Genomic DNA, 20580 nt, shown 5'->3' on the forward strand with positions numbered 1-20580 from the left:
GGGTAACGGTCGAGGCGTTCGCTCGCGGTCGAGCCGTTCGCGCGGCGACGGTCGAGGCACTGCCCCCGCCCCCGGCCGTGCGGTGTGGTTACACGCGGACGGACGGGCGTAGAAACGAAAGCCCTATTTGGCGAATCGCTTTACTCCCTAGCGAGCCGCCGTAGCTCAGCTGGTAGAGCACCTCGCTGTTAACGAGGTTGTCCCAGGTTCGAGCCCTGGCGGCGGCGCTTCTCCGTACGCGTCACGCGACGAGCGAAGCGGGACCGACGCGCGTACGTTCTCTCTCCTTCAGCGCCGTAGCTCCGCCTCGCCCGTCCGTAGCGCCTCGTCCCACCACTCGTGTTCCCGCGCCGCCGCGACCGACAGCGGCGGATCGGGTTCCGCGGGGCGCTCGCCCAGCGGGCGGCGGAACCACCCCACGTCGTGCCACGCACCGTGCTTGAACCCGACCGCCTCCCAGACGCCGATCCGCTCGAAGCCCGTCGCCTCGTGGAACGCGACGCTCGCCGGATTGGGGAGCGTCACCGCGGCGTAGACGCCGCAGTAACCCTGTCCGGCGAGCAGGGCGAACAGCGCGGAATAGAGCGCCCCGGCGACCCCCTCCCGCTTCGCGTCCTCGCGGACGTACACCGAGCTCTCGGTCGACCAGCGGTAGGCCGCCCGCGAGCGGACCGGGCCGGCGTAGGCGTACCCGACCACCTCGCCGTCGCGCTCGCAGACCAGCCACGGGTAGCGCTCCAGTTTCCCCTCGATGCGCTCGGCCACCTCCTCGGCGCTCGGCGGCGTCCGCTCGAACGTGACGCTCGTCCCCTCGACGTACGGCGCGTAGATCGCGCGGACGGCGGGCGCGTCCGCGGCGGTCGCGAGGCGGAGCGCGGCGGTCACGGTCCCCTCCGTCCGGTCGTCGTTCGACTCGTCATGCCCCCCCGTTCGGCCGCCGGCGCAAACCCGTTGCGCCCCGCGCGACGCTTGCCGGGGTACTGCGGGGGTCGCCTCGCGGCTTCGACCCGGTAGGCTAAAGAGGTCCGGGGGATGACTCGTTTTCGTGGGCCCTTAGCTTAGTCTGGTATAGCACCCGGCTCATAATTTCATCCCTTTCGGGTTGAATGAGGCCGACGCCCGGCGTTCGGTTCCGAAGGAGGTGCGATGGGACACCGGGCGGTCGCTGGTTCAAATCCGGCAGGGCCCATGAGACCGGCGCGGTAGCGCCGTGTCGAATCACCGCTACGATTTGAAACAGGGAGTGAAACGAGCGCTAGCGAGTGGAACGACCGAGGTTCAAATCCGGCAGGGCCCATGTGAGGGTCGCGAGCGACAGCGAGCGACCGAACTGCACCCCGCGGGATTTGAAGCAAGGAGCGACGCGAACGAGAAGGCGGAGTCGGGGTACCAGCTCCTCACCCTCGGTAGCACGACCGGCGCGGTGAGCGCGGTCGTCGCGTCGTGGCTCGAGGACTACCGCCCCGGCGAGTGGGTCGCGTCGAACCCGTACATCCGGACACGAGCGGGAGGCCCGAATCCCTCCATTTCGACTGGAAACACCACGATCGATATGCCGAATCCGGGACAACGAGTCGCAGGGGACGGTCACGGATCGGTACCGCTGCGGTCCGTCTCGCTGTCGGAGGACCACGAACCACGACAATTTATTAATTTTGAACACTAGTTTAGTAACGCATGTCCGACGAGACGACTCCAGCGATCGCCCCGGGCGGCGCACCCGAGGCGGGCGAGTCGACGGCGACCGACCACCCGAACGCGCGACGCGACGTCGGCGCGGCGACGCCGCACGGCGATCGGGTGGAGGAGAAAGGCGACGAGACCGCCGGGCGGACCGGGGCCGAGGGGGGCGGCCCCGGGGAGTGATCGCCGTGCCGCTCGATCCCGACGAGTGGACCGTGGCGACGCCGGCAGACTCGCTCAGGACCCGAGTTCGGGCGTACCTCGCCGACCACGACGAGACGGCGTACACCGCCTCGGAGGTCGCACAGGCGCTCTCCGCGTCCCGCGGTGCCACCGTCCTCGGCGTCTTCTGGACGCCGGAGGCGGTCACCTCGCAGTCGGAACCGATCGACGATCGCTGCGCGGTCGCGCTGGACGCGCTCGCGGATCGCGGGGAGGTCGCGGTCCGGACCGTCGAACGGGGCGGCGCGACGGTCCGGTACTATCGACACGCCGGGACCGACTGACCGGGCCTCCTACCGCCGCGGTCCCGCGGCCGACGCACCCTCCGAGCGCACGGGGCCGACTCGGGTCGCCGGCGATCACCCTTGAGCGAGCGTCTTCCGGAGCGCCGTCGCCACCTCCTCGAAGAGGGTGATCGGTATCTCGTCGGTCGTGGCGAACGCACCCTCGTCGTCCGTGATGACGCGGACGACGTAGCCCTTGGAGAACGCCCGGATGGTGAACTCGTACCCGCCGAGTTCGGTCTCGCCGTAGGTCCGGGAGTCGGTGAACCCGAGGCGCTCGTTGTCCGCGAAGCGCTCCAGATCCGCGCCGCGTTCGAGGTCCCTCCTGAGGTAGAGTTGCTCCCAGTCGTCGGGCGTGAAGTAGACGAGGCTGCGCAGGTCCTCGCCGATGGCGGTGCGGGCGGCGCTCACTAGCGTCTCGCGTCGTTCCTCCGTGAGTAGCGTGCTCATGGTTCGCGAATACGTGCGCCGAGGAGATAGTCCCTCCTCTCGCTTCGGTCTTTCCCCGGCGGCGTCACCACTCGCTGAGTGCGCGCGGCCCGTGGTAGTGCGCGAGCGCGCCGAAGAACGTCGCGACCGCGATCAGCGCCGCGACTCCGCCGAGGTAGAACACCCAGTCGATGCCGACCGAGTCGATGAGCACGCCCGCGAGTAGCGGGGCGACGACGCTACCGGGCCGCCAGACGAGTTCGCGCACGCCGAAGCTGCTCGCCACGCTCCCGTCGTCGGTCCCCTCGTCGGCGAACAGCGCCATGCTCGCGGGCTCGCGGACGCTGTCGGCCACGCCGAGCAGGGCGTTGAGCGCCACCAGCGGGAGAAACGCGGCCGAGAGGTCGCCGAGGTAGGGGAGCGTCGCCGTCAGGCCGAGCGCGCCCCCGACCGCGGGCGCGAACGGGACGCCGAGCGCGACCAGGCCGTACGCGCCGCCGCCGAGGAAGACGAACAGCGCCCGCCCGTGGCGGTCGGAGAGGGCCCCGCTGTAGGGTTGACAGAGCATGTTCGCCACCTTCTCCGCGACGATGACCGCGCCGACGGCGAACGCGGCGTAGCCGAGGCCGCCCTTCGCGGCCGACAGGCCCGCGTACACCGGGACGAAGTTCCGAACGAGCGTCACCGACACGGCGTACTGCGCGCGGAAGCTCGTGAGCGTCCACAGGCGGCGGTTGAGCGCCAGCCCGCGGAAGGGGTTCCCGCGGACGCGCGACCTGTCCGGCTCGACGAACAGCAGGACGGCGACGAAGGTCACCGCGAGGAGGGCGACGAGCGCGTCGTAGACGGCGGCGAAGCCGTACCGCTGGTAGAGGTAGCCGGCCCCCAGCGCGCCGCCGATGCCCGCCGCGAGCCGGGCGGCGTTGGCCCGCCCGATGCGGTTCGCCCGCTCGTCCGGAGGCGCGAGTTCGCCGACGAGCGCCAGCGAGAGGACGCCGGTCGCGGTCGCGGAGAGCCCCTGCAGGACGCGCGCGGCGACCACGCCGAGGCTCCCAGAGACGAACCGGAAGGCGACGTAGGCAGCGACGCCGACGCCCAGACCCGCGAGCAGGATCGTTCGCTTGTCGTAGCGGTCGCCCGCCCACGCCGCCGGAACCACGGTCGCGGTCTGCGCGAGGGTGAAGCCGGTGTAGAACAGGCCGAGGACGAGCCCCGAGGGGCGATAGAGGTCGATGTACGTCGGTAGGAGGGTCGCGAGGGTAGCCAGCCCGAAACCCATCGCGAACCGGGTGAGATAGAGGGCGCCGAACTGCAGGGACGCGGGCGTGGCGACTCGCGGGCGTACGGACATGCCCTCCCTGCGAACGCTGCGCGAAAAGCGATTGCGGAACCGATCGTCAGCCGACGACGACGTTCTCCTCCACGATCAGCTGGAGCATGTCGTCGGTGTCGGCGAAGTTGGCGAGGTCCGCTCCCGCGGCGCGGCCGGCGTCGGACGCCAGCGCGGCGTCGAGCGAGTCGCGGTCCTCGAAGTGGACCTCGGCGAGCGCGTCGTACTCGGCGTCCTCCTCCGCCGGGAACGCGACGGTGTAGCGCTGCACTCCCGACATCTCCTCCGCCATCGGGGCGTGTTCGTTCATGTAGTACCGCTCGAACTCCTCGCGACTCATCCCCTCGGCGCGCTTGAGGCCGAAGACGATCTTCGTCATGGCTACGCGTAGCTCTCGGCGGGGGCACGTAACTGTTCGCCCGCGTCGCCGCCCGCCGGGCGCGTTCCGGCGGGCAATCCTCATATGTTCGGAGGGTGAACTACACGCTCACCGTGACCGAAAACGACCGAGTCTGTCGGCGAACGTTCCTGCGGACCGGGGCGGGCGCGGGAGTCGCCGCCGCCGCGTCGGCCGCCGGCCTCGCGGCCGCACAGGAGGGCGGGGGCAACGAGAGCGGGGCCAACGCGACGGAGGGCAACGCCACGGGGGGTAACGCAACTGGAGGTAACGCCTCCGCGCCCGCCCAGGAGGAGGCGGGGGGTGGGGGCGAGTCGACCTTCGATCCCGGGTTCAACTTCGTGCTCGCCTTCGTCGCCGTCGTGCTGGCCGTCCTCTCGCCGATCGCCTTCGCCGTCCTGCTGTTCGCCCGCGGTCGGGGACGGGGTCCGCCGCCCGAGGAGTGAGGAGCGACCGCGCCGCGCCCTCCGTCGCCGTCCCGCGCACCCCGGGGCTTATCCTCCGTCACCGCCTGAGGTGGGTATGGCCGATCTCGCGCTCTCTCCCGAACAGCTAGACCGGTACTCCCGGCACATCATCATGGACGAGGTGGGCCCCGAGGGGCAGGCGACGCTCCTCGACGCGCGGGTGCTGTGCGTCGGCGCGGGGGGCCTCGGCTCGCCGGTCATCCAGTACCTCGCCGCGGCGGGCGTCGGTACGCTCGGGATCGTCGACGACGACGTCGTCGAACGCTCGAACCTCCAGCGACAGGTGATCCACGGCGAGGCGGACGTCGGCCGCCCCAAGGTCGAGTCGGCCGCCGACTTCGTCGCGCGACAGAACCCCGACGTGACTGTCGAACCCCACGAGGTGCGCCTCGGGGCCGACAACGTCGAGGAACTCATCGCCGACTACGACGTGGTCGTCGACGGCTCGGACAACTTCGCCACCCGCTACCTCGTCAACGACGCCTGCACGCTCGCGGGCGTCCCCTTCTCCCACGGCGCGATCCTCCGGTTCGAGGGGCAGGTGACGACCTTCGAGGCGCGCGAGGACTCGCCGTGCTACCGGTGTCTCTTCCCGGAAGCGCCGCCCGCGGGCACGGTCCCGAGCTGCGCCGAGGCGGGCGTCCTCGGCGTCCTCCCCGGGACGGTCGGCTGCGTCCAGGCCACCGAGGCGATGAAGCTTGCGCTCGGCTACGGCGAGACGCTCGACGGCCGGCTGATCCTCTACGACGCCTCCGACATGACCTTCGAGACGGTCGAGATCCGGAGGAACCCCGACTGCCCCGTCTGCGGCGAGAACCCGCGGATCGAGTCAGTCCACGACGTGGAGTACGAGGAGACCTGCGCGATCCGGGCGGAGTAGCCGCCCGGAGATCAGACGACGGTCACCGACTCCCGCTCGAAGTCCTCGCCCGTCCACCGCCAGCAGCCGACGAACGCCTCGCCCGGAACGACGATGACGTAGCGCGCCCCCGTCCAGGTCGCCTCTGCCCGGTCGGTCGCGCTCGGCCGCGGCGGTCCCCTCGGGTGAGAGTGATAGAAGCCCACGACCGCCTCGCCCCCCTCCTCGATCGCCCGCATCGCCGCCAGCTGTTCCGCCGGGTCGAGTTCGTAGCGCGTCTCGGGCGTCGCGGCGACGTTCGTCACCCGGCGGTGGCCGGTCACGCGCGCCCGCTCCCCGTCCTCGACGCCGCCGAGGACGCCGCAGACCTCCTCGGGCACGCCGTCGCGGGCGTGGGCGAGCAGCGCGTCGAACGCGGCGCGCGGGAGGACGAGCATCGTCCCACTCAGACCGCCACGTGCGATAGCGGGCGGGCGGCGTCCTCCGGCGGCGCGTCGAACAGCGCGGGGTGGAGCAGCACCGCGAGGTACTCCAGGGTGTCGAGGAGGCGCGGTCCCGGGCGGTTCACGTAGTGGTGCCCGTCCATCGCGTAGGCGCGGCCCGAGCGGACCGCCGTCAGGTCGTCCCACCCCGGACGCTCCGTGAGGTCGGTCAGGTTCGCCGCGGTCTGATCGAGGCCGAAGCCGCAGGGGGCGGCGACGAGCACGTCGGGGTCGGCCTCGCGGATCTCCTCCCACTCGCGGGGGACGGACGCGGGCGCGTCGAAGAGCGCCTCGCCGCCCGCGTACTCGATCATCTCGGGCACCCAGTGGCCCGCGGTCATCACGGGGTCGAGCCAGTCGAGCACGGCGACGCGGGGGCGGTCCTCCACCGTGGCGGCGACGTCGCGGACGGCGTTGACCCCGGCGCGGAGTTCGGCCACGAGCTGTTCGGCCTGTCCCTCCCGACCCGTCGCTCGCCCGACCCGCCGCACGTCGTCGAACACGTCCGCCAGGCTGTGGGGATCGGTCGTCAGGATCCGGCAGTCGAGATCGAGTCGCTCGACGGCACGCTCGACGAGCACCTCGTCCACCGCGCAGACGTCACACAACCCCTGCGTGACGATCAGGTCGGGGTCGGCCTCGGCGAGCGCGTCGAGGTCGATCTCGTAGACGCCCTCTCCCTCGCGCTCTGCGTCGAGCACCTGGCCGTCGATCTCCGCGCTCGTGGCGGTCGGGTCGATCCGCGTCCCGTTCACAGCGGGTTTCCCGGCAGCCTCGGGCGGGTAGTCGCACTCGTGGGAGACCGCCACGGGTTCGAGGCCGAGCGCGTAGACGATCTCCGTCGCCGAGGGGAGCAGCGTGACGATGCGCATACCGCCCCTAGCGGCCGCCGGAGGATAAATAGTCAGTCCGGGCCGGCGCACGCCTCAAGTCGCGTCGACGCGTACGGGGCCCGATGGTCCGGTTCCTCTCGTCGGCGCTCGTCGAGGCCTACGCGCTCGTCCGCGTCGCCCTCGACCGGCGGACGCCGCGGCGCGCCGCCGCGCTCGTGCTAGTCGCCGTTGCCTACCTCCTGGTCCCGATCGACCTCCTCCCCGACGTGATCCCGGTGCTCGGCTGGGGTGACGACCTCCTGCTCGGCGTCCTCGCCCGGCAGGGCGTCGCCAGCGTCGTCCCGGACGACGTGCTCGAGGAGCACCGCGACGCGGCCCGCGAGCAGATATGGGTCGCCGCCGGCGTCGTCCTCTCGGTCCTCGCGCTGTCCGTGGTCGCCGTCGCCTGGCGACTCGGCTGGCTCTGAGCGTGCGCGCCGGAGCGGGACGAATCCGACAGTCACTCGGCGCGCGCCCGCCAATCCCCGACGATGACCGACGCCGGCGTCTATCGCGTCCTCCGGAGCACCCGCGCGCCCGACGAGTACCTGCTGCTCGACGCGGAGACGACGGACCCCGTCTACGTCGCCCGCGAGGGGTACGAGGGGCCGCTCGCCGAGCGAGTGGCCGCCCTCGAACCGGGCAACGCCGTCCGCGCGACGTTCGACTGGTCCGGCGAGCGGCCGCGCTTCGCGACCGTCGAACGCGAGACGGAGACGCGGTTCGCGTTCGCCCGCGGCGTCTCGCCCGCCTTCGAGGCGGCGCTCGAGTGCTGGCGTGAGGCCGAGCGCACGGGCGCGGCGATGAACTCCCGCGTCACCCGGGGCACCGACGGCGAGGTCAACGGCGTCCTCTACGTCTTCGCGGAGCAGGCCGGCGAGCGCGACCTCTTCGCCGAGTTCGAGGACGGGATCACGCCCCTCGAACCGCTGCTCGACCGCATCGAGGGGGCCGACCCGCCGTACGAGGTGTTCGTCCTCGATCCGAGCGAGGGCCCGTTCGTGATCGTCTACGTCGCGCTCGCGCGCGACGGACTGCTCGCGCGGACGGTGCGGGAGACGTACGGGATCGATACGGGACGCGGGACGCGCGGGACCGACGACCGCGGGAGCGGCGAGAGCCACGATGGCGACGGGCAGGCTTAATCCCTCCCCGCCCTCGACGTTCGATCATGCCCCGCGTCGACGAGGCGCTGTACGAGCACCTGGAGGAGCACCTCATGAGTCAGAACGTCTACCTGAGGGATGCGGGTGTCGTCGACGGGACGCTCGAACTGGTCTACGAGACGGTCCTCCCCACCGGCGGGGTCCCCCCGCGGCAGGTCGGGAGCGTGATCGTCACCCTCCGGGAGTACGACGACTGGGAACCCCAGGACGTGGGCGCGACCGTCACGAACCCCGAGGGGGTGGTCCACGGGACGTGGGAGGTGCGCGAGGCGTGGCTCCGCGCGCTGGAGGCGGGCGACATCGACGAGCACGAGTTCTCGCGGCGGGCTATCGACGCCGTCCGCGCGTGGGGACCGCGCCTCGAGACGGACGGGGACTGATCGACGAGCGCCAACAGCTATCCCGGTCGCCTCGCTTCCCCCGGTATGCACGACGTGTTCGAGAACCGGGTGCGCTTCGCGGAGACCGACCAGCAGGGCGTCGTCTTCTACGGCGAGTACGTCACCTACCAGGACGAGGCGGTCAACGCCTACCTCCGGGCGATCGACTACGACTACGACGCGATGCTCGCCGCCGACTGGGACGTCCACGTCGCCCACGTCGACCTCGACTACCGCGCCCCGGCCCGCTTCGGGGACGTGATCGTCAACGCCCTCGGCGTGGAGTCGATCGGCGAGTCGAGCATCCGGTTCGCCTACCGCGCCCGCCGGAAGCGGGACGACGCGGTGCTCGCGGAGGGCGGCGTCGTCCACGTCGCCGTCGACGAGGACGGGAAGGCGACGCGCGTCCCCGACGATTTCCGGGACGCCGTCGTCGCCTTCCAGGACGAACCCCCCGAGCAGTAGGCCGGAATCGGCTGACCGGCAGAACGCGGCGAGAGTTCAAGTAGGAGGGGGCGGCCAGCGTCCCCGTGCGCTGACTCTCGCCACGGGTCGTCCTGCGGTTGCGCGGCACAGTGACCCGTGGAGCGACCGTGCCGCCTGTTCGCCAGGTAAACCGGAGACCCCGCGTCAGCACACCGGCCGGGGATCGACGCCCATCCCCTCGAGCGTCTCGGCGTACTCCTCGTAGGCGCGCTCGACGACCTCGACGGCGGCTGCCTCGGCGCGCTCCCAGTCGTCGTCGCCCTCGCACACCTCCTCGAGCAGCCGCGCTCCCTCCTCGATCGTCTCCCGCGTCTCCCCGCGCAGCTCGCGGAAGCGGTCAGCCGTCCGCTCGTCGGACTCGTTGACGAAGAAGTTGATCGTCTGTAGGAGCGTCCGGTCGGTGACCATCGGGCGGCCGACCATCCCGGCAGCGACGCGCTCGGCCGTCGAATCGAGCCCGCGGAGGTACTCGTGGAGCGGATCGGCGTCGGGCTCGGGCTCCGCGCCCTCGTCCAGCAGCGCGACGACGCGGTCGGCGTGCTCGCGCTCCCGCTCGGCGGCGCCGACGAAGGCCGCGCGCGCCGCCTCCGCGCTCTCGCTCGCCGCCCACGACTCGAACGTCCCGACGGCGCGGAGTTCGGTCCGCGCCGCGCTCGCGAGCACGTGCTCACGGTCGAGCTGCGCCGCGGTCGCCGCCACGAGCGCCTTCTCGCTCCCGAGGCGGTCGAGTTCCCGCTCGCACTCCTCCCGGACGGTCGCCGTGAACTCCCCTGCGTCCATACGCGACTCCACACCGCCGCGGCATATGTAGGGTCGTGTCGAGTATCGGAACGGTCGCGCGGCGCTTATCGGCGCGGATCACCTCGGTCGAGGTATGAACCAGGAGTCCTCGACGGCGTCGGCCGACGCCATCGACGCGGCGACGCTCCGCGACCGCCTCGCGGGCGGGGAGCGCGTCCACCTCCTCGACGTGCGAAACAGGTCCGAGATCGACGAGTGGCGCATCGACGCGCCCGAACGGTCCGCGATCCCGTACATGCGTTTCGTCGCCGCGGGAGCCACCGACAGCGTCGCCGATCTCGCGTCCGACCTGCCCGAGGAGGTCGTCGTCGTCTGCCCGCAGGGGGAAGCGAGCGACGAGGTGGCCGCGATGCTGCGCGAGGAGGGTGTCGACGCGATCAACCTCGCCGGGGGGATGGAGGGCTGGGCGCGCCTCTACGAGGTCGCGGAACTGGACGTCGACTCGAACGCGACCGTCCTTCAGTACCTCCGGCCGTCGAGCGGCTGTCTCGCGTACCTGGTGGTGAGCGACGGCGAGGCGGGGGTGATCGACCCGCTGCGCGCGTTCGCCGAGCGGTACCTCGCGGACGCGCGCGCCCTCGGCGCGGAGCTCGCCTACGCGCTCGACACGCACGTCCACGCCGACCACGTGAGCGGCGTCCGCGAACTGTCCGCGGCGGGCGTCGAACCCGTCCTCCCGAGCGGGGCCGTCGATCGCGGGCTCGCCGACGCCGAGGCCTTCACGCTCCTCGCGCCGGGCGAGACACTCGACGTCGGGGGGATCACCGTCGAGGCGATCGCCGCGCCCGGCCACACGACGGAGATGACCGCCTACCGCGTGAGCGATCTCCTCCTCACCGGCGACGGCCTGTTCGTAGAGCGCGTGCCGCGCCCCGATTTGGAACGCGATGCGCGTCGCGCCTCGGAACGCGCGAGCGGACGGAGTCCGCGAGCGGCGGACGACGACGGCGCGCGGGAGATGGCCCGCGACCTCCACGCGACGCTCACCGAGCGCTTCGCCGACCTCCCGGACGATCTGACCGTCGCGCCGGGGCACGTCGAACCGGACGTGGCGGCGACGGGGCCGTTCGTCGCCGCGCTCGGCGACCTCCGCGAGCGCCTGCCGGCCTTCGAGCAGGACCGCGAGGCGTTCGTCGAGTTCGTCCTCGACAGGATGGGAGCCCGCCCGGCGAACTACGAGGAGATCATCGCCGTCAACCTCGGCCGGGAGGACGTGGACGACGAGACGGCGTTCGAACTCGAACTCGGACCGAACAACTGTGCCGCGGGGTGAGCCGATGCGCGAGGCCGTCCGAACCTACCTGCTGACGGAGCACCGGCGGCTCGTGGAGCGGGTGCTCGACTGCGCCGACGCGGTCGCGGAGAGCGAGGATCTCGACACCGTTGACTCGCTGTCGAACCCGCTGAGCGCCGCGCTCGCGCACGCCGGGATCACGCAGCAGTTCCCGGGGGTGCTCGCCGGGGCCGTCGAGGCGGCGGGCGAGGAGCTGCCGGCCGACCCCGTCGCCGCGCCGCCGTACGTCGTCGTCACCAGCGCCGGGCCGATCCTGCGCGCGACGCTCGACTCGGGGCGACTCGTCGTCAGGATCGAGGTCTTCCGCCTCGAACACGGCCCGCGTCGGTACGTCCGCACGGCCCGGACGCCGGAGGCGGCGGTGTCGGTCGAGGTGCGCTAGAACATCGAGAGCTTCCCGCGGTCGTAGAGGTCGATCTCGCTCGCGTAGGAGGGGTCCTGCCGCGAGGCGAAGGCGACCGCCTCGGCCACCTCCTCGGGTTCGACCGCCTCGCCGTACTCGAAGCGGTCCTCGAACGCGGTCGCCTCCTCCTCGCCGAACCCCGGGATCGCGAACTCCGTGCGCACCGCGGCGGGGTTGATCACCGTCACCGCGACCCCCTCGTCGCCCACGCGGGCGGCCACGCTGAGGGCGAACCCGCGCGTCCACCACTTGCTCGCCGCGTAGACCGGGTTGAACGGGCGGGGGTACTGCCCCGCGAAGCTCCCGACGAACAGGAGCGTCCCCGCGGATTCGCGGAGGTGCGGGAGGGCGGCGCGGGTGGCGAAGAACATCCCGTCGACGTTCGTCTCCATCATCGTCCGGTACTCTTCAGTGGTGAGGTCGGCGACGCCCGCGCCGCGCGCGAGGCCGGCGTTGTTGAGCAGGACGTCGAGCCCCCCGAATCGCTCGACCGTGGCCTCGACGAGCGCCTCGACTCCCTCCTCGTCGCGCACGTCCGTCGGGACGACCGCCGCCTCGCCGCCGTGCTCGTCCTCGACCGCGTCGGCGAGTTCCCGCAGGCGCTCCTCGCGGCGGGCGGCGAGCACCACGCTCGCGCCGTCCCGCGCCAGCGCGTGCGCGGCGGCCGCGCCGATACCCGAACTCGCTCCGGTTACGATGGCGGTCTGCCCGTCGAGTGGTCGCGTCATGGGCGGCGCTACAGCGGCGAGCGGCCTCGGTCTTTCCCTTCCGGCGAGGCTCCCCTACGCCCCCCGCGCCTCGAGGTCCGACAGGATCTCCTCGGCGTGGCCCTCGGGCGAGACGTCCTCGTACGCGGCGACGATCTCGCCGCCGTCGACGACGTACGTGTTGCGGAAGGTGCCGTCGAAGGTGTTGCCGAACATGGCCTTCTCGCCGTAGGAGTCGTACTGCGCCGCCACCTCCCCCTCCGGATCCGACAGGAGCGTGAACGGGAGGTCGTACTTCTTCGCGAACGTCCGGAGGTCGGCGGTCGAGTCGTCGCTGATCCCGAGGACGGTGACGCCGCGCTCCTCGTACTCGTCCCACGCGTCGCGGAAGCCGCAGGCCTCGGTCGTGCAGCCGGGGGTGTCCGCGCGCGGGTAGAAGTAGACGACGACCGGACCGGCGAAGTCGGTCAGTCGGGTCGGCTGGCCGTCCTGATCGAGCAGTTCGAAGTCGGGTGCGTCGTCGCCTGCCGAGAGCATCGTCTATCGAGTGGCGAAGCGAGGGCAAACGGGTTGCGGTCTCCCCCGGGAGTTATACTGTCGGTTGTAGGCCAGCGAACAGTGTGGACACCCGTGAGTGCCCACTACTTTCGCGAGGGTGCAACCGACAGTATATCCCCCCGTGACGATCCGGGGGTATGCGACTCGATGACGCGACCGTGTTCGTGACCGGTGCAGGTGCCGGGATCGGCGAGGCGACCGCGCTGGCCTGCGCGGCGGAGGGGGCGACCGTGGTCGCCACCGACGTGGACGAGGAGGCCGCCGCGGAGACCGCAGAGGCCGTCCGCGACGCGGGCGGCGAGGCCGTCTCCCACGCGCTCGACGTGACCGACGGCGACCGCGTTCACGACCTCGTGGCGGCGACCGCGGAGGAGTACGGCCTCGACGGGATCGTCAACAACGCGGGCGTCGGCCACCCGCCCGCGTACGCCGAGGAGACGGGGACGGACGTGCTGGAGCGGGTCGTCGACATCAACGTCTACGGCGTCTGGCACGGCTGTCACGCCGCCCTCCCGATCATGAAGGAGCAGGGCCGTGGCGCGATCGTCAACGTCGCCTCGCTCGCGGCCGTCCTCGGCCTGCCGAAGCAGGCGGTCTACTCGCTGACGAAGGGGGCGGTGCTCAACTTCACGCGGGCGATCGCCGCCGAGGCGGGACCGAAGGGCGTCCGCGCCAACGCCGTCTGCCCGGGGTTCACCGACACCGACCTCGGCCGCCAGTACTTCGAGACGCAGTCGAACCCGGAGGAGGTCCGCGCGCGGATGGAGGCGCAGTACCCGCTCAAGCGCCTCGGCGAACCCGAGGAGATCGCCGACGCGATCCTGTTTCTGCTCTCCGAGGAGTCGTCCTACGTCACCGGACACGGCCTGATCGTGGACGGCGGGTACTCCATCTCGTGATCACGTCGCCGCGGCCGCTGGCGTTCCGCTCGGCGGGGCCGACGATGAGCGCCTCGTGCGGCGGGCAGGCCGCGAACCAGAGCCCCGAGAACGCGACCATCGACAGCGAGAGGACGAGCACGTCGCGCTCGAAGGGGAACAGCTGGCGGACGCTACCCTGGACGCTCGCGCTGTCGCTTGCCACGGTGGCCATTCGAGGTGAACATCACGTGAATCTCACTGTGACGCCCCGGTAGGGCTCTACAGTCCCGACCGCCGACGGGCGGCGAGGCCCAGCGCGAGGGCGACCGCCGCCAGCGCGGCGAGGGGCGTGAACCCCGGCCCGACGTCGGCGGTCGTCGCCGGGGCGGTGTCGTTCGTCGTCGCCTCCGACGCGGGCGTCGTCGCCGTCGGTTCGTCGCCGCCCGCTCGTACGCCCTCGACGAGCACCGTGTCGGACGTGACGCCCGCCGCAACGGCGACGAGTCGCCGCTCGCCCGCGGCCTCGATTCCGACGCGCGCCGTCCCGTCGTCGCCAGTCTCGGCGACGCGCTCGCCGTCGATGCGGATCCCGGCATCCGCGACCGGGTCGCCGTACTCGTCCGTCACCGTGACGCGCAGCGTCTGGCCGACGACGACCTTCGAGTTGGCGGCCGAGAGCGAGAGCGCCGGAACGCGCCGGGTGGCGACGGTCGCGGCGGTCGCCGACTCCCCGACGGAGAGGGTGCGGGCGGCCGGCTCGTACCCCGCCTTCTCGACCCGGAGGTCGAACGCCGTGTTCACCGGCAGGGGGAACGTGAACGCGCCGTCGCCGTTCGTCTCCACGCTCTCGCGCTCGCCGACCGTCACGCGAGCGCCGGGGATCGGACGCGGCGGGTCGAAGTGAGCGTCGACGACACGCACCGCCACCGGGACCGTCCCCGCTTCGAGGTCGAGCAGCCAGAGCCGTTCGCCGTCGACCGCGATCGTGCGCTCGCGGTCGTAGTAACCGGGTTTCTCGACCTGCACCTCGTAGACCCCCTGCTCGATGTCACCAGTGGCGAACGCGCCGTCGTCGTTCGTCCAGCCGGTCGCGATCACGTCGCCGTCCCGCGCGACGGTCACCCGCGCGCTCGCGACGGGGCCGTCGTCGTCGCGCACGTGGACGGCGGCGCGGCCGCGCTCCGCGACGGGGACGGTCACCTCGCCGCCGGAGGCGTCGGTGAGGACGTAGGGTCGGTTCCTGACGTAGCGGTCGTCGTCGACGGTGATGGTCACGTCGGCCCCGGCGGGCACGTCCACGAGCACCTGCCCGTTGCTCCGCGTCGTGTCGGTCGCGCGCCCGTCCGCCCACTCCGCGGTCACCTGCGCGCCGGCGACGGGTGCGCCGTCCCCGTCGACGACGCTGACGGTGAGCGTCACCTGGTCCGCCGCCGCGGCCGCCGGAAGCGTCGTGGCGGCCAGGAGGATGACGACCGACACAACGTACATTGTTCGCATACTATCACGATAGAGAGAGTGTATCAAATCTCTATCGTCTCGTTCGACCCGTTCGACACGTTCGGCCTACCGTCGCTCCCGCCGGCGGGCGCGCTCCATCCGCTCGGCGACCGCCTCGACCTCCCGGCGGGTCGCGCGGAGGACTGCCCCTCGATCGCGCCGCGCTCGCCACCCGCTCGACGCCAGCGCGGTCCGAGGGCGTTACTCCCGCCGACGGCCGGCGTGTCCCGGGTAGTCGCGCTCGAATCGGTCCTCGATCTCCTCGCGGTCGAAGGCGACGATCGTGGGGCGGCCGTGCGGGCAGGCGTAGGGGTTCTCGCAGTCGTCGAGCGCGGAGAGCAGGTCGACGACCGAGCCCTCCGTCAGCGAGGTGTTTCCCGTCACGGAGGGGTAGCAGGCGAGGTCGGCGAGCAGTTCGTCGGCCGCGGCCTCGACCGTGCTCGCCCCGTCGCCGGCCACGAACGCCGTCAGGAGGTCGCGTACGAGGTCCTCGCGCCCCGTCAGCAGCGCGGGGACGGTGCGCACCTCGGCGACGCGGTCCGCCGCGAGCCCCGCGTGGAAGCCGAGCGAGGCGAGGGCGTCCTCGAAGTCCTCGAACAGCGCCGCCTCGCGCGCGGTGAGTTCGAGACGGACGGGGTCCGCGAGCGCCTGCGTCGTCACGTCCTCCGCGAACGCCTCGCGGAGTCGTTCGTAGTTCACCCGCTCGTCGGCGGCGTGCTGGTCGATCAGCACGAGGCCGTCGTCGGTCTCGGCGACGACGTAGGTGTCGTCGTACTGCCCGAGCACGGAGAGCGGCGGCAGGCGCTCGTACTCCGGCTCCGGGTCGTCGTCGCTCAGGCGGGTCTGCTCGGTCGCGGGGCGGAACTTCCCCGACCGCCGGCGCTCGTGCGGATCCTCCCCGGGCGTCGGCCCGCGCTCGTCGGCGTACATCGGATCGTCCGTCGGCGCGGCGGAGACGGACGACGCGGACGCCGCGCCGTCGGCCGCCGAATCGGCGTGCGCGTCGTGCGGGGCGTCCCCGTCACCCGACGCCGTTCCGGAGTCGGAGCGCGCCGTCCCGTCGGCGGACGTCGCGGACGGGCCGGACGCCTTCGCCCGCTCGCCGCCATCGTCTCCCGATTCCTCGCCCGCCTCGTCCGTCTCGACGCGCTCGGGGGCGATCTCGGCCTGCTCGGGGGCGGACCGCCCGCGCGGCGCGCCCGAGCGGATCAGCCCCTCGTCGAGCAGCGCGCGCTCCACGGCCGCCCGGACCTGCTCGCGCGCGCCCGCCTCGTCCGCGAACCTGACCTCGAGCTTGCGCGGGTGGACGTTCACGTCCACGGTCGCCGGGTCCACGTCGAGGAAGACGACCGCGAAGGGGTAGCGGTCCGGCGCGAGCTGCGTTCCGTAGGCGTCCACGATCGCCTCCCGGACCGCGCTCGCGGTGACGTACCGCCCGTTTACGAACGCGGAGCAGTACTCGCGGCTCGCGCGGGTCGTCTCCGGGTGGCTCACCAGCCCCGACACGTTCTCGAGGGGGCCGTCCGGGAGGGCCGAGGCGTCGCCCTCGATCGGCACCATCGCGCTCGCCACCTCGCGGCCGTAGACGGCCATCACGGCGCTCCTGCGGTCGCCGCGGCCCGGCGTGGCGAAGCGCTCGCGCCCGTCGGCCTCGAAGGAGACGGCGACGTCGGGATTCGCCAGCGCGTAGCCCGTCACCACGCGCTGGACGTGGTCGGCCTCCGTCGCGGGCCGCTTCAGGTACTTCCGCCGGGCGGGGACGTTGTAGAACAGGTCCGCGACCTCGACGGTCGTCCCCTCGGGGCAGCCGGCGGGCTTCGAGCGCTCGACGTCGCCCCCCTCGACGACGAGTTCCGTCCCCCGCGCCTCCCCCCGCGGCCTGGTCGTGATCGAGAGCCGCGAGACCGCCCCGATGGCGTGCAGCGCCTCGCCGCGAAAGCCGAGCGTGTGGACCCCCCGCTCCAGGTCCTCGACGTCGGTTATCTTGCTCGTCGTGTGCTCCTCGACGGCCCGGCGGACCGCCTCCTCGTCCATCCCACTCCCGTCGTCGGCGACGCGTACGCCGTCGATTCCGCCGTTCTCGACGCTCACGGCGATCCGCGAGGCGTCGGCGTCGAGGCTGTTCTCGACCAGTTCCTTTACGACCGATGCGGGCCGCTCGACCACCTCGCCGGCGGCGATGCGCTCCACCGTCTTCGGGTCGAGCCGGCGGATCTCGTCGCTCATCGCGATTCCTCCAGGGCGCGTTCGAGCGCCGCCGTCTGCCGGTCGTTCAGCAGTCGGGGCGCGTCGTCGGGGTCGACCCACCGGTACTCGACGTGCTCGTGGCTCAGGCGCACCTCGGTGAGAACCGTCGTACAGCGGTAGATCACCGCGAACCGCCCCTTTCCGCTGCTCCGCCACGCCACGGTGTGGATCGGTCGCCCCACGGCCACTTCAAGTCCCGTCTCCTCGCGGACCTCGCGCCGCAGGCCGTCGATCGGGCGTTCGCCGACGCCGAGCCGACCGCCCGGGAACTCCCAGCCCTCCTCCGGATCCCGGAGGAGCAGCACGTCCCGGTCGGGGCCGAACAGCACCGTCTTCTGGTGGACGGTCGCCCGGAGGGGTCGCTCGGTCATTCCGGCAACCGCCCCCGGAGGTCCTGCACCAGCCGGAGCGCCTCCAGCGGCGTCATCTCGTTCGGGTCGGCGTCCCGGAGGTCGGCCAGCACGCGCTCGACCTCCGGATCGGGATCGGGTTCGGGCTCCGGCGCGGTCGCCGATCCCCCGTCGGCCTCCGCCGCGGTCCGGAACGCCCCCGAGCCCAGATCGAAGACGGCCTGGACGGTGCCGCCGCCTCCGCCCTTCGCCTCGATGGCGCGCTCCTCCCGGAGCGCGTCGAGCACCTCGTCCGCGCGGTCGACGACCGGCGCGGGGACGCCCGCGAGGTCCGCGACGTACACCCCGTAGGAGCGGTCGGTCGCGCCCTCCTCGACGGTGCGGAGGAAGGTCACTTCGCCGTCGCGGTCGTCGACCGTGACGTGGACGTTGACCACGCGCGGCAGGTGGTCCGCGAGCGTCGTCAGCTCGTGGTAGTGGGTGGCGAAGAGCGTCATCGCGCCGACGACGTTGTGCAGGTACTCCGTCGCCGCCCACGCGATGCTGATGCCGTCGTAGGTGGCCGTCCCGCGGCCCACCTCGTCGAGAATCACGAGCGAGTCCTCGGTGGCAGAGTGGAGGATGTTCGAGAGCTCCTGCATCTCTACCATGAACGTCGAGCGCCCCTGGGCGAGTTCGTCCAGCGCGCCGACGCGCGTGTAGATGCCGTCGACGACGCCCACGCGCGCCCGCCGGGCGGGGACGAAGCTCCCCACCTGCGCCAGCAGCGTGATGAGCGCCGCCTGGCGCATGTAGGTTGACTTCCCGCTCATGTTCGGCCCCGTCACGATGAGGAAGCGGCGGTCGGCGTCGAGGTGGAGGTCGTTCGGGACGAACTCGGTGTCCGTCTCCACGACGGGGTGGCGGCCCGCCTCCACGTCGAGCGCGCCCGGTTCGGCGAGCTCCGGTCGCGTCCAGTCGCGTTTGACGGCGTGCACCGCGAGGCCCGCGAGCGCGTCGAGCTCCGCGAACGCCCGGCCCACGTCCTGCAGGAGCGCGACCCGCTCCGCCACCTCGTCACGGAGTTCGCAGAACAGCTCGTACTCCAGGTCCGCGCGGCGCTCCTCCAGGCGGAGGATCTCGCGCTCGCGTTCCCGGAGTTCGTCGGTGACGTATCGCTGGGCGTTCTTCAGCGTCTTGATGCCCTCGTAGTCGTCGGGGACCGCGTCGGCCTCGGCCTTCGCCACCTGGAGGTAGTAGCCGTCGGTCTTGTTGCGCCCGACCGAGAGCCGGGAGATGCCCGTCCGCCGACGCTCGCGCTCGTCGAGCGTCTCGAACCACTCCCGGTTCGTCTCCAGCCGGTCGATCAGGTCGTCCAGTTCGTCGTCGAACCCGTGGCGGATCACCCCGCCCCCAGTGACCGCGTTCGGCGGGTCGTCCGCGAGCGCCGCCGAGAGCGCCTCGCGGAGGTCCGCGGCGGCCTCGTGATCCGGTCGCGAGAGCACCTCGCTCGCCGGCGACGCCCGCAGGCGCTCCGAACCGGAGACGACCTCGGCGAGCCGCGGAAGGAGCGCGAGCGTCTCGCGCACGCGCAGGAAGTCGCCCGCGTCGGCGCTCCCCGAGACGCTCCGGCTGGCGAGGCGTTCGAGGTCATACGCCTCCCCGAGCACCTCCCGGAACTCCTCGCGCGCGAGCGCGGCGTGCGCGAAGGCGGCCACCGTCGACTGTCGCCGCTCGAGCTCGCCCCGGGACCGGCGGGGCCGCCCGAGCCACTCCTTCAGCAGTCGCCCGCCCGCGCTCGTCACGGTGCGGTCGATCGTCTCGTACAGCGAGCGGCCCGCGCCGGTCATCGTCTCGGTGAGTTCGAGGTTGCGCTGGGTCGTCGCGTCGAGTTCGACGTGGTCGTCCGGGCGGTAGGGCTGGAGCCGCGTCACCGACGCCAGCGCGCCGACGCCCGTCGCCGAGAGGTAGGAGAGCGCCGCGCCCGCCGCGCGGACGGCGGCCCCCCCGATCGGATCGGCACTCCCCTCGGCGGAGCCGGAGCGCGACCGAGCCGGACCGCCGTCCGATCCGCCGAGCGCCCCGAGCACGTCGCCGAAGTGCTCGCGGACGGCGTGACGCGCCCGCCCGGGCGCGAAGTCCTCCGTCGCGTGGAGGGTGACCGTCGCCTCGACGCGCTCCTCGACGCGCGCGAGCAGGTCGTCGTCCCCCCGGACCTCCGGGCCCGGAAGCACCTCCATCGGCGCGAAGCGGTACAGCTCGGTGCAGACGGCTCCCGCGCCCTCCACGGTCGTGACGTGAAAGCGGCCGGTCGTCACGTCGACGAACGCGAGACCGTACCCTCCTCCGCTCGCGCCCTCGCCCTCCCGGACGACGGTCGCCAGGTAGCGCGCCTCCTCGCTCGTCGTCTCGAGCAGCGTGCCCGGCGTCGCCACGCGGACGATCTCGCGGACGATCTCGCCGTCCTCGCGCTCGCGCTGGTCCGCGACGGCGACGCGGTAGCCCCGCTCGACCAGCGCCGTCAGGTACGGCGTGAGCTCGGAGAGGGGCACGCCCGCCATCTTGTAGGACTCCCCGCCGCTCGAACGCTCGGACACCTTCAGGTCGAGTTCGCGCCCGACCGCCTCGGCGTCCTCGTGGAAGAACTCGTAGAAGTCGCCCATCTGCATGGCGAGCAGGTCGGCGTCCGACTCGCGCTTCAGGGCGAGGTACTGTCCGACGATTCCCTCCGCAGTCATGACTGTTGAGTGGTGGCGGGCGGAGCAAAACGCTGTGGGTTCGTCCGCGCGGGGTGGGCGTCCGGCGGGCGTCGGTCAGTGATCAGTAC

25 protein-coding genes and 2 tRNA genes are annotated in these 20580 nt (G+C 72.2%); 13 read left to right on the plus strand and 14 right to left on the minus strand.

Annotation, left to right across the window (positions count from 1 at the left end; translation table 11 throughout):
• Positions 1-154 precede the first annotated feature (154 nt).
• Positions 155-227: transfer RNA gene (locus tag P1K31_RS11880), tRNA-Asn, on the plus strand.
• Between the two features lie 61 nt (positions 228-288).
• Here P1K31_RS11880 and P1K31_RS11885 read toward each other — a convergent pair.
• Positions 289-885, minus strand: coding sequence for an arsinothricin resistance N-acetyltransferase ArsN1 family B (locus P1K31_RS11885; RefSeq protein ID WP_276303536.1), 597 nt, complete (start codon positions 883-885; stop codon positions 289-291).
• Positions 886-1047: 162 nt separating this feature from the next.
• Here P1K31_RS11885 and P1K31_RS11890 point away from each other — a divergent pair.
• The 3 genes from P1K31_RS11890 (at position 1048) to P1K31_RS11900 (ending at position 2189) form a co-directional block, all read left to right on the plus strand.
• A tRNA-Ile gene (locus P1K31_RS11890) sits at positions 1048-1189 on the plus strand.
• Positions 1190-1677: 488 nt separating this feature from the next.
• Positions 1678-1866 carry a hypothetical protein gene (locus tag P1K31_RS11895; protein WP_276303537.1) on the plus strand — a complete coding sequence of 63 codons (189 nt, stop codon included), beginning with the start codon at positions 1678-1680 and terminating at the stop codon, positions 1864-1866.
• A 5-nt stretch (positions 1867-1871) separates the two neighbouring features.
• Positions 1872-2189, plus strand: a complete 318-nt coding sequence (locus tag P1K31_RS11900; protein WP_276303538.1) for a hypothetical protein — start codon at positions 1872-1874, stop codon at positions 2187-2189.
• Positions 2190-2264: 75 nt separating this feature from the next.
• Here P1K31_RS11900 and P1K31_RS11905 read toward each other — a convergent pair whose 3' ends face one another.
• The 3 genes from P1K31_RS11905 to P1K31_RS11915 all read right to left on the minus strand — a co-directional run bounded on the left by P1K31_RS11905 (position 2265) and on the right by P1K31_RS11915 (position 4327).
• Positions 2265-2639 (minus strand): DUF7522 family protein, encoded by a 375-nt coding sequence (locus tag P1K31_RS11905; RefSeq protein ID WP_276303539.1) that lies wholly within the window; start codon positions 2637-2639, stop codon positions 2265-2267.
• A gap of 64 nt (positions 2640-2703) precedes the next feature.
• Complete coding sequence (locus tag P1K31_RS11910) at positions 2704-3969, minus strand: MFS transporter (protein ID WP_276303540.1); 1266 nt, start codon at positions 3967-3969, stop codon at positions 2704-2706.
• A 46-nt stretch (positions 3970-4015) separates the two neighbouring features.
• Positions 4016-4327: an EthD family reductase gene (locus P1K31_RS11915; RefSeq protein ID WP_276303541.1), complete on the minus strand. Its 312-nt coding sequence runs from the start codon at positions 4325-4327 to the stop codon at positions 4016-4018.
• Positions 4328-4440: 113 nt separating this feature from the next.
• Between P1K31_RS11915 and P1K31_RS11920 the strand changes: the two genes are divergently transcribed.
• Both P1K31_RS11920 and ubaA read left to right on the plus strand, forming a co-directional pair.
• Positions 4441-4791, plus strand: coding sequence for a hypothetical protein (locus P1K31_RS11920; RefSeq protein ID WP_276303542.1), 351 nt, complete (start codon positions 4441-4443; stop codon positions 4789-4791).
• A 76-nt stretch (positions 4792-4867) separates the two neighbouring features.
• Positions 4868-5692, plus strand: coding sequence for an SAMP-activating enzyme E1 (gene ubaA / locus P1K31_RS11925; protein ID WP_276303543.1), 825 nt, complete (start codon positions 4868-4870; stop codon positions 5690-5692).
• Positions 5693-5703: 11 nt separating this feature from the next.
• Here ubaA and P1K31_RS11930 read toward each other — a convergent pair whose 3' ends face one another.
• Together P1K31_RS11930 and P1K31_RS11935 are read right to left on the minus strand one after the other, a co-directional pair.
• Positions 5704-6108 carry a desampylase gene (locus P1K31_RS11930; RefSeq protein ID WP_276303544.1) on the minus strand — a complete coding sequence of 135 codons (405 nt, stop codon included), beginning with the start codon at positions 6106-6108 and terminating at the stop codon, positions 5704-5706.
• An 8-nt stretch (positions 6109-6116) separates the two neighbouring features.
• Complete coding sequence (locus tag P1K31_RS11935) at positions 6117-7025, minus strand: BtuF-related (seleno)protein (protein ID WP_276303545.1); 909 nt, start codon at positions 7023-7025, stop codon at positions 6117-6119.
• 83 nt (positions 7026-7108) lie between these two features.
• Here P1K31_RS11935 and P1K31_RS11940 point away from each other — a divergent pair, with 83 nt between their 5' ends.
• The 4 genes from P1K31_RS11940 (at position 7109) to P1K31_RS11955 (ending at position 9036) form a co-directional block, all read left to right on the plus strand.
• Positions 7109-7453, plus strand: a complete 345-nt coding sequence (locus P1K31_RS11940; protein WP_276303546.1) for a YkvA family protein — start codon at positions 7109-7111, stop codon at positions 7451-7453.
• A gap of 63 nt (positions 7454-7516) precedes the next feature.
• Complete coding sequence (locus tag P1K31_RS11945; protein WP_276303548.1) at positions 7517-8170, plus strand: DUF6663 family protein; 654 nt, start codon at positions 7517-7519, stop codon at positions 8168-8170.
• A 26-nt stretch (positions 8171-8196) separates the two neighbouring features.
• Positions 8197-8571, plus strand: a complete 375-nt coding sequence (locus P1K31_RS11950; protein ID WP_276303549.1) for a DUF8159 domain-containing protein — start codon at positions 8197-8199, stop codon at positions 8569-8571.
• Between the two features lie 45 nt (positions 8572-8616).
• Complete coding sequence (locus P1K31_RS11955) at positions 8617-9036, plus strand: acyl-CoA thioesterase (RefSeq protein WP_276303550.1); 420 nt, start codon at positions 8617-8619, stop codon at positions 9034-9036.
• A gap of 165 nt (positions 9037-9201) precedes the next feature.
• Here P1K31_RS11955 and P1K31_RS11960 read toward each other — a convergent pair whose 3' ends face one another.
• Positions 9202-9837 carry a rubrerythrin family protein gene (locus P1K31_RS11960; RefSeq protein ID WP_276303551.1) on the minus strand — a complete coding sequence of 212 codons (636 nt, stop codon included), beginning with the start codon at positions 9835-9837 and terminating at the stop codon, positions 9202-9204.
• A gap of 94 nt (positions 9838-9931) precedes the next feature.
• On the opposite strand from P1K31_RS11960, the gene P1K31_RS11965 reads away from it, so the two are divergent.
• Together P1K31_RS11965 and P1K31_RS11970 are read left to right on the plus strand one after the other, a co-directional pair.
• Positions 9932-11131 carry an MBL fold metallo-hydrolase gene (locus tag P1K31_RS11965; RefSeq protein WP_276303552.1) on the plus strand — a complete coding sequence of 400 codons (1200 nt, stop codon included), beginning with the start codon at positions 9932-9934 and terminating at the stop codon, positions 11129-11131.
• Between the two features lie 4 nt (positions 11132-11135).
• Complete coding sequence (locus P1K31_RS11970) at positions 11136-11534, plus strand: DUF7988 family protein (RefSeq protein WP_276303553.1); 399 nt, start codon at positions 11136-11138, stop codon at positions 11532-11534.
• On the opposite strand, the gene P1K31_RS11975 is transcribed toward P1K31_RS11970, so the two are convergent.
• On the minus strand, positions 11531-12283 hold the full coding sequence (locus P1K31_RS11975; RefSeq protein WP_276303554.1) for an SDR family oxidoreductase: 753 nt from the start codon (positions 12281-12283) through the stop codon (positions 11531-11533). The two genes, P1K31_RS11970 and P1K31_RS11975, sit on opposite strands and share 4 nt — an antisense overlap.
• 54 nt (positions 12284-12337) lie before the next feature.
• Positions 12338-12799: a thioredoxin-dependent thiol peroxidase gene (gene bcp / locus P1K31_RS11980; protein ID WP_276303555.1), complete on the minus strand. Its 462-nt coding sequence runs from the start codon at positions 12797-12799 to the stop codon at positions 12338-12340.
• A gap of 158 nt (positions 12800-12957) precedes the next feature.
• Here bcp and P1K31_RS11985 point away from each other — a divergent pair, with 158 nt between their 5' ends.
• Entirely contained in the window at positions 12958-13719 is a 762-nt protein-coding gene (locus P1K31_RS11985; protein WP_276303556.1) for an SDR family NAD(P)-dependent oxidoreductase, read from the plus strand.
• Here P1K31_RS11985 and P1K31_RS11990 read toward each other — a convergent pair.
• From P1K31_RS11990 to mutS, 5 genes are all read right to left on the minus strand, one after another.
• Positions 13673-13903 carry a hypothetical protein gene (locus tag P1K31_RS11990; RefSeq protein WP_276303557.1) on the minus strand — a complete coding sequence of 77 codons (231 nt, stop codon included), beginning with the start codon at positions 13901-13903 and terminating at the stop codon, positions 13673-13675. The two genes, P1K31_RS11985 and P1K31_RS11990, sit on opposite strands and share 47 nt — an antisense overlap.
• Before the next feature lie 56 nt (positions 13904-13959).
• Entirely contained in the window at positions 13960-15177 is a 1218-nt protein-coding gene (locus tag P1K31_RS11995; protein WP_276303558.1) for a carboxypeptidase-like regulatory domain-containing protein, read from the minus strand.
• Positions 15178-15378: 201 nt separating this feature from the next.
• Entirely contained in the window at positions 15379-17403 is a 2025-nt protein-coding gene (gene mutL, locus P1K31_RS12000) for a DNA mismatch repair endonuclease MutL (protein WP_276303559.1), read from the minus strand.
• Positions 17400-17795, minus strand: coding sequence for an NUDIX hydrolase (locus tag P1K31_RS12005; protein ID WP_276303560.1), 396 nt, complete (start codon positions 17793-17795; stop codon positions 17400-17402). The genes mutL and P1K31_RS12005 overlap by 4 nt, the downstream gene beginning before the upstream one ends.
• Positions 17792-20491, minus strand: coding sequence for a DNA mismatch repair protein MutS (gene mutS, locus P1K31_RS12010; RefSeq protein ID WP_276303561.1), 2700 nt, complete (start codon positions 20489-20491; stop codon positions 17792-17794). Before mutS ends, P1K31_RS12005 begins: the two co-directional genes overlap by 4 nt.
• Positions 20492-20580 lie beyond the last annotated feature (89 nt).

Source organism: Halomarina halobia, assembly GCF_029338575.1.
GTDB lineage: Archaea > Halobacteriota > Halobacteria > Halobacteriales > Haloarculaceae > Halomarina > Halomarina halobia.

Excerpts from the sequence above, each read along its gene's own strand:
- P1K31_RS11960 (WP_276303551.1), bottom strand. The coding sequence starts at position 9,837 with ATGGACGCAGGGGAGTTCACGGCGACCGTCCGGGAGGAGTGCGAGCGG.
- P1K31_RS11975 (WP_276303554.1), bottom strand. The coding sequence starts at position 12,283 with ATGACGCGACCACTCGACGGGCAGACCGCCATCGTAACCGGAGCGAGT.
- P1K31_RS11950 (WP_276303549.1), top strand. The coding sequence starts at position 8,197 with ATGCCCCGCGTCGACGAGGCGCTGTACGAGCACCTGGAGGAGCACCTC.
- P1K31_RS11965 (WP_276303552.1), top strand. The coding sequence starts at position 9,932 with ATGAACCAGGAGTCCTCGACGGCGTCGGCCGACGCCATCGACGCGGCG.
- P1K31_RS11905 (WP_276303539.1), bottom strand. The coding sequence starts at position 2,639 with ATGAGCACGCTACTCACGGAGGAACGACGCGAGACGCTAGTGAGCGCC.
- P1K31_RS12005 (WP_276303560.1), bottom strand. The coding sequence starts at position 17,795 with ATGACCGAGCGACCCCTCCGGGCGACCGTCCACCAGAAGACGGTGCTG.
- P1K31_RS11940 (WP_276303546.1), top strand. The coding sequence starts at position 7,109 with ATGGTCCGGTTCCTCTCGTCGGCGCTCGTCGAGGCCTACGCGCTCGTC.
- mutL (WP_276303559.1), bottom strand. The coding sequence starts at position 17,403 with ATGAGCGACGAGATCCGCCGGCTCGACCCGAAGACGGTGGAGCGCATC.
- P1K31_RS11895 (WP_276303537.1), top strand. The coding sequence starts at position 1,678 with ATGTCCGACGAGACGACTCCAGCGATCGCCCCGGGCGGCGCACCCGAG.
- ubaA (WP_276303543.1), top strand. The coding sequence starts at position 4,868 with ATGGCCGATCTCGCGCTCTCTCCCGAACAGCTAGACCGGTACTCCCGG.
- P1K31_RS11985 (WP_276303556.1), top strand. The coding sequence starts at position 12,958 with ATGCGACTCGATGACGCGACCGTGTTCGTGACCGGTGCAGGTGCCGGG.
- P1K31_RS11945 (WP_276303548.1), top strand. The coding sequence starts at position 7,517 with ATGACCGACGCCGGCGTCTATCGCGTCCTCCGGAGCACCCGCGCGCCC.
- bcp (WP_276303555.1), bottom strand. The coding sequence starts at position 12,799 with ATGCTCTCGGCAGGCGACGACGCACCCGACTTCGAACTGCTCGATCAG.
- P1K31_RS11915 (WP_276303541.1), bottom strand. The coding sequence starts at position 4,327 with ATGACGAAGATCGTCTTCGGCCTCAAGCGCGCCGAGGGGATGAGTCGC.
- P1K31_RS11955 (WP_276303550.1), top strand. The coding sequence starts at position 8,617 with ATGCACGACGTGTTCGAGAACCGGGTGCGCTTCGCGGAGACCGACCAG.
- P1K31_RS11995 (WP_276303558.1), bottom strand. The coding sequence starts at position 15,177 with ATGCGAACAATGTACGTTGTGTCGGTCGTCATCCTCCTGGCCGCCACG.
- P1K31_RS11910 (WP_276303540.1), bottom strand. The coding sequence starts at position 3,969 with ATGTCCGTACGCCCGCGAGTCGCCACGCCCGCGTCCCTGCAGTTCGGC.
- P1K31_RS11970 (WP_276303553.1), top strand. The coding sequence starts at position 11,136 with ATGCGCGAGGCCGTCCGAACCTACCTGCTGACGGAGCACCGGCGGCTC.
- mutS (WP_276303561.1), bottom strand. The coding sequence starts at position 20,491 with ATGACTGCGGAGGGAATCGTCGGACAGTACCTCGCCCTGAAGCGCGAG.
- P1K31_RS11935 (WP_276303545.1), bottom strand. The coding sequence starts at position 7,025 with ATGCGCATCGTCACGCTGCTCCCCTCGGCGACGGAGATCGTCTACGCG.
- P1K31_RS11930 (WP_276303544.1), bottom strand. The coding sequence starts at position 6,108 with ATGCTCGTCCTCCCGCGCGCCGCGTTCGACGCGCTGCTCGCCCACGCC.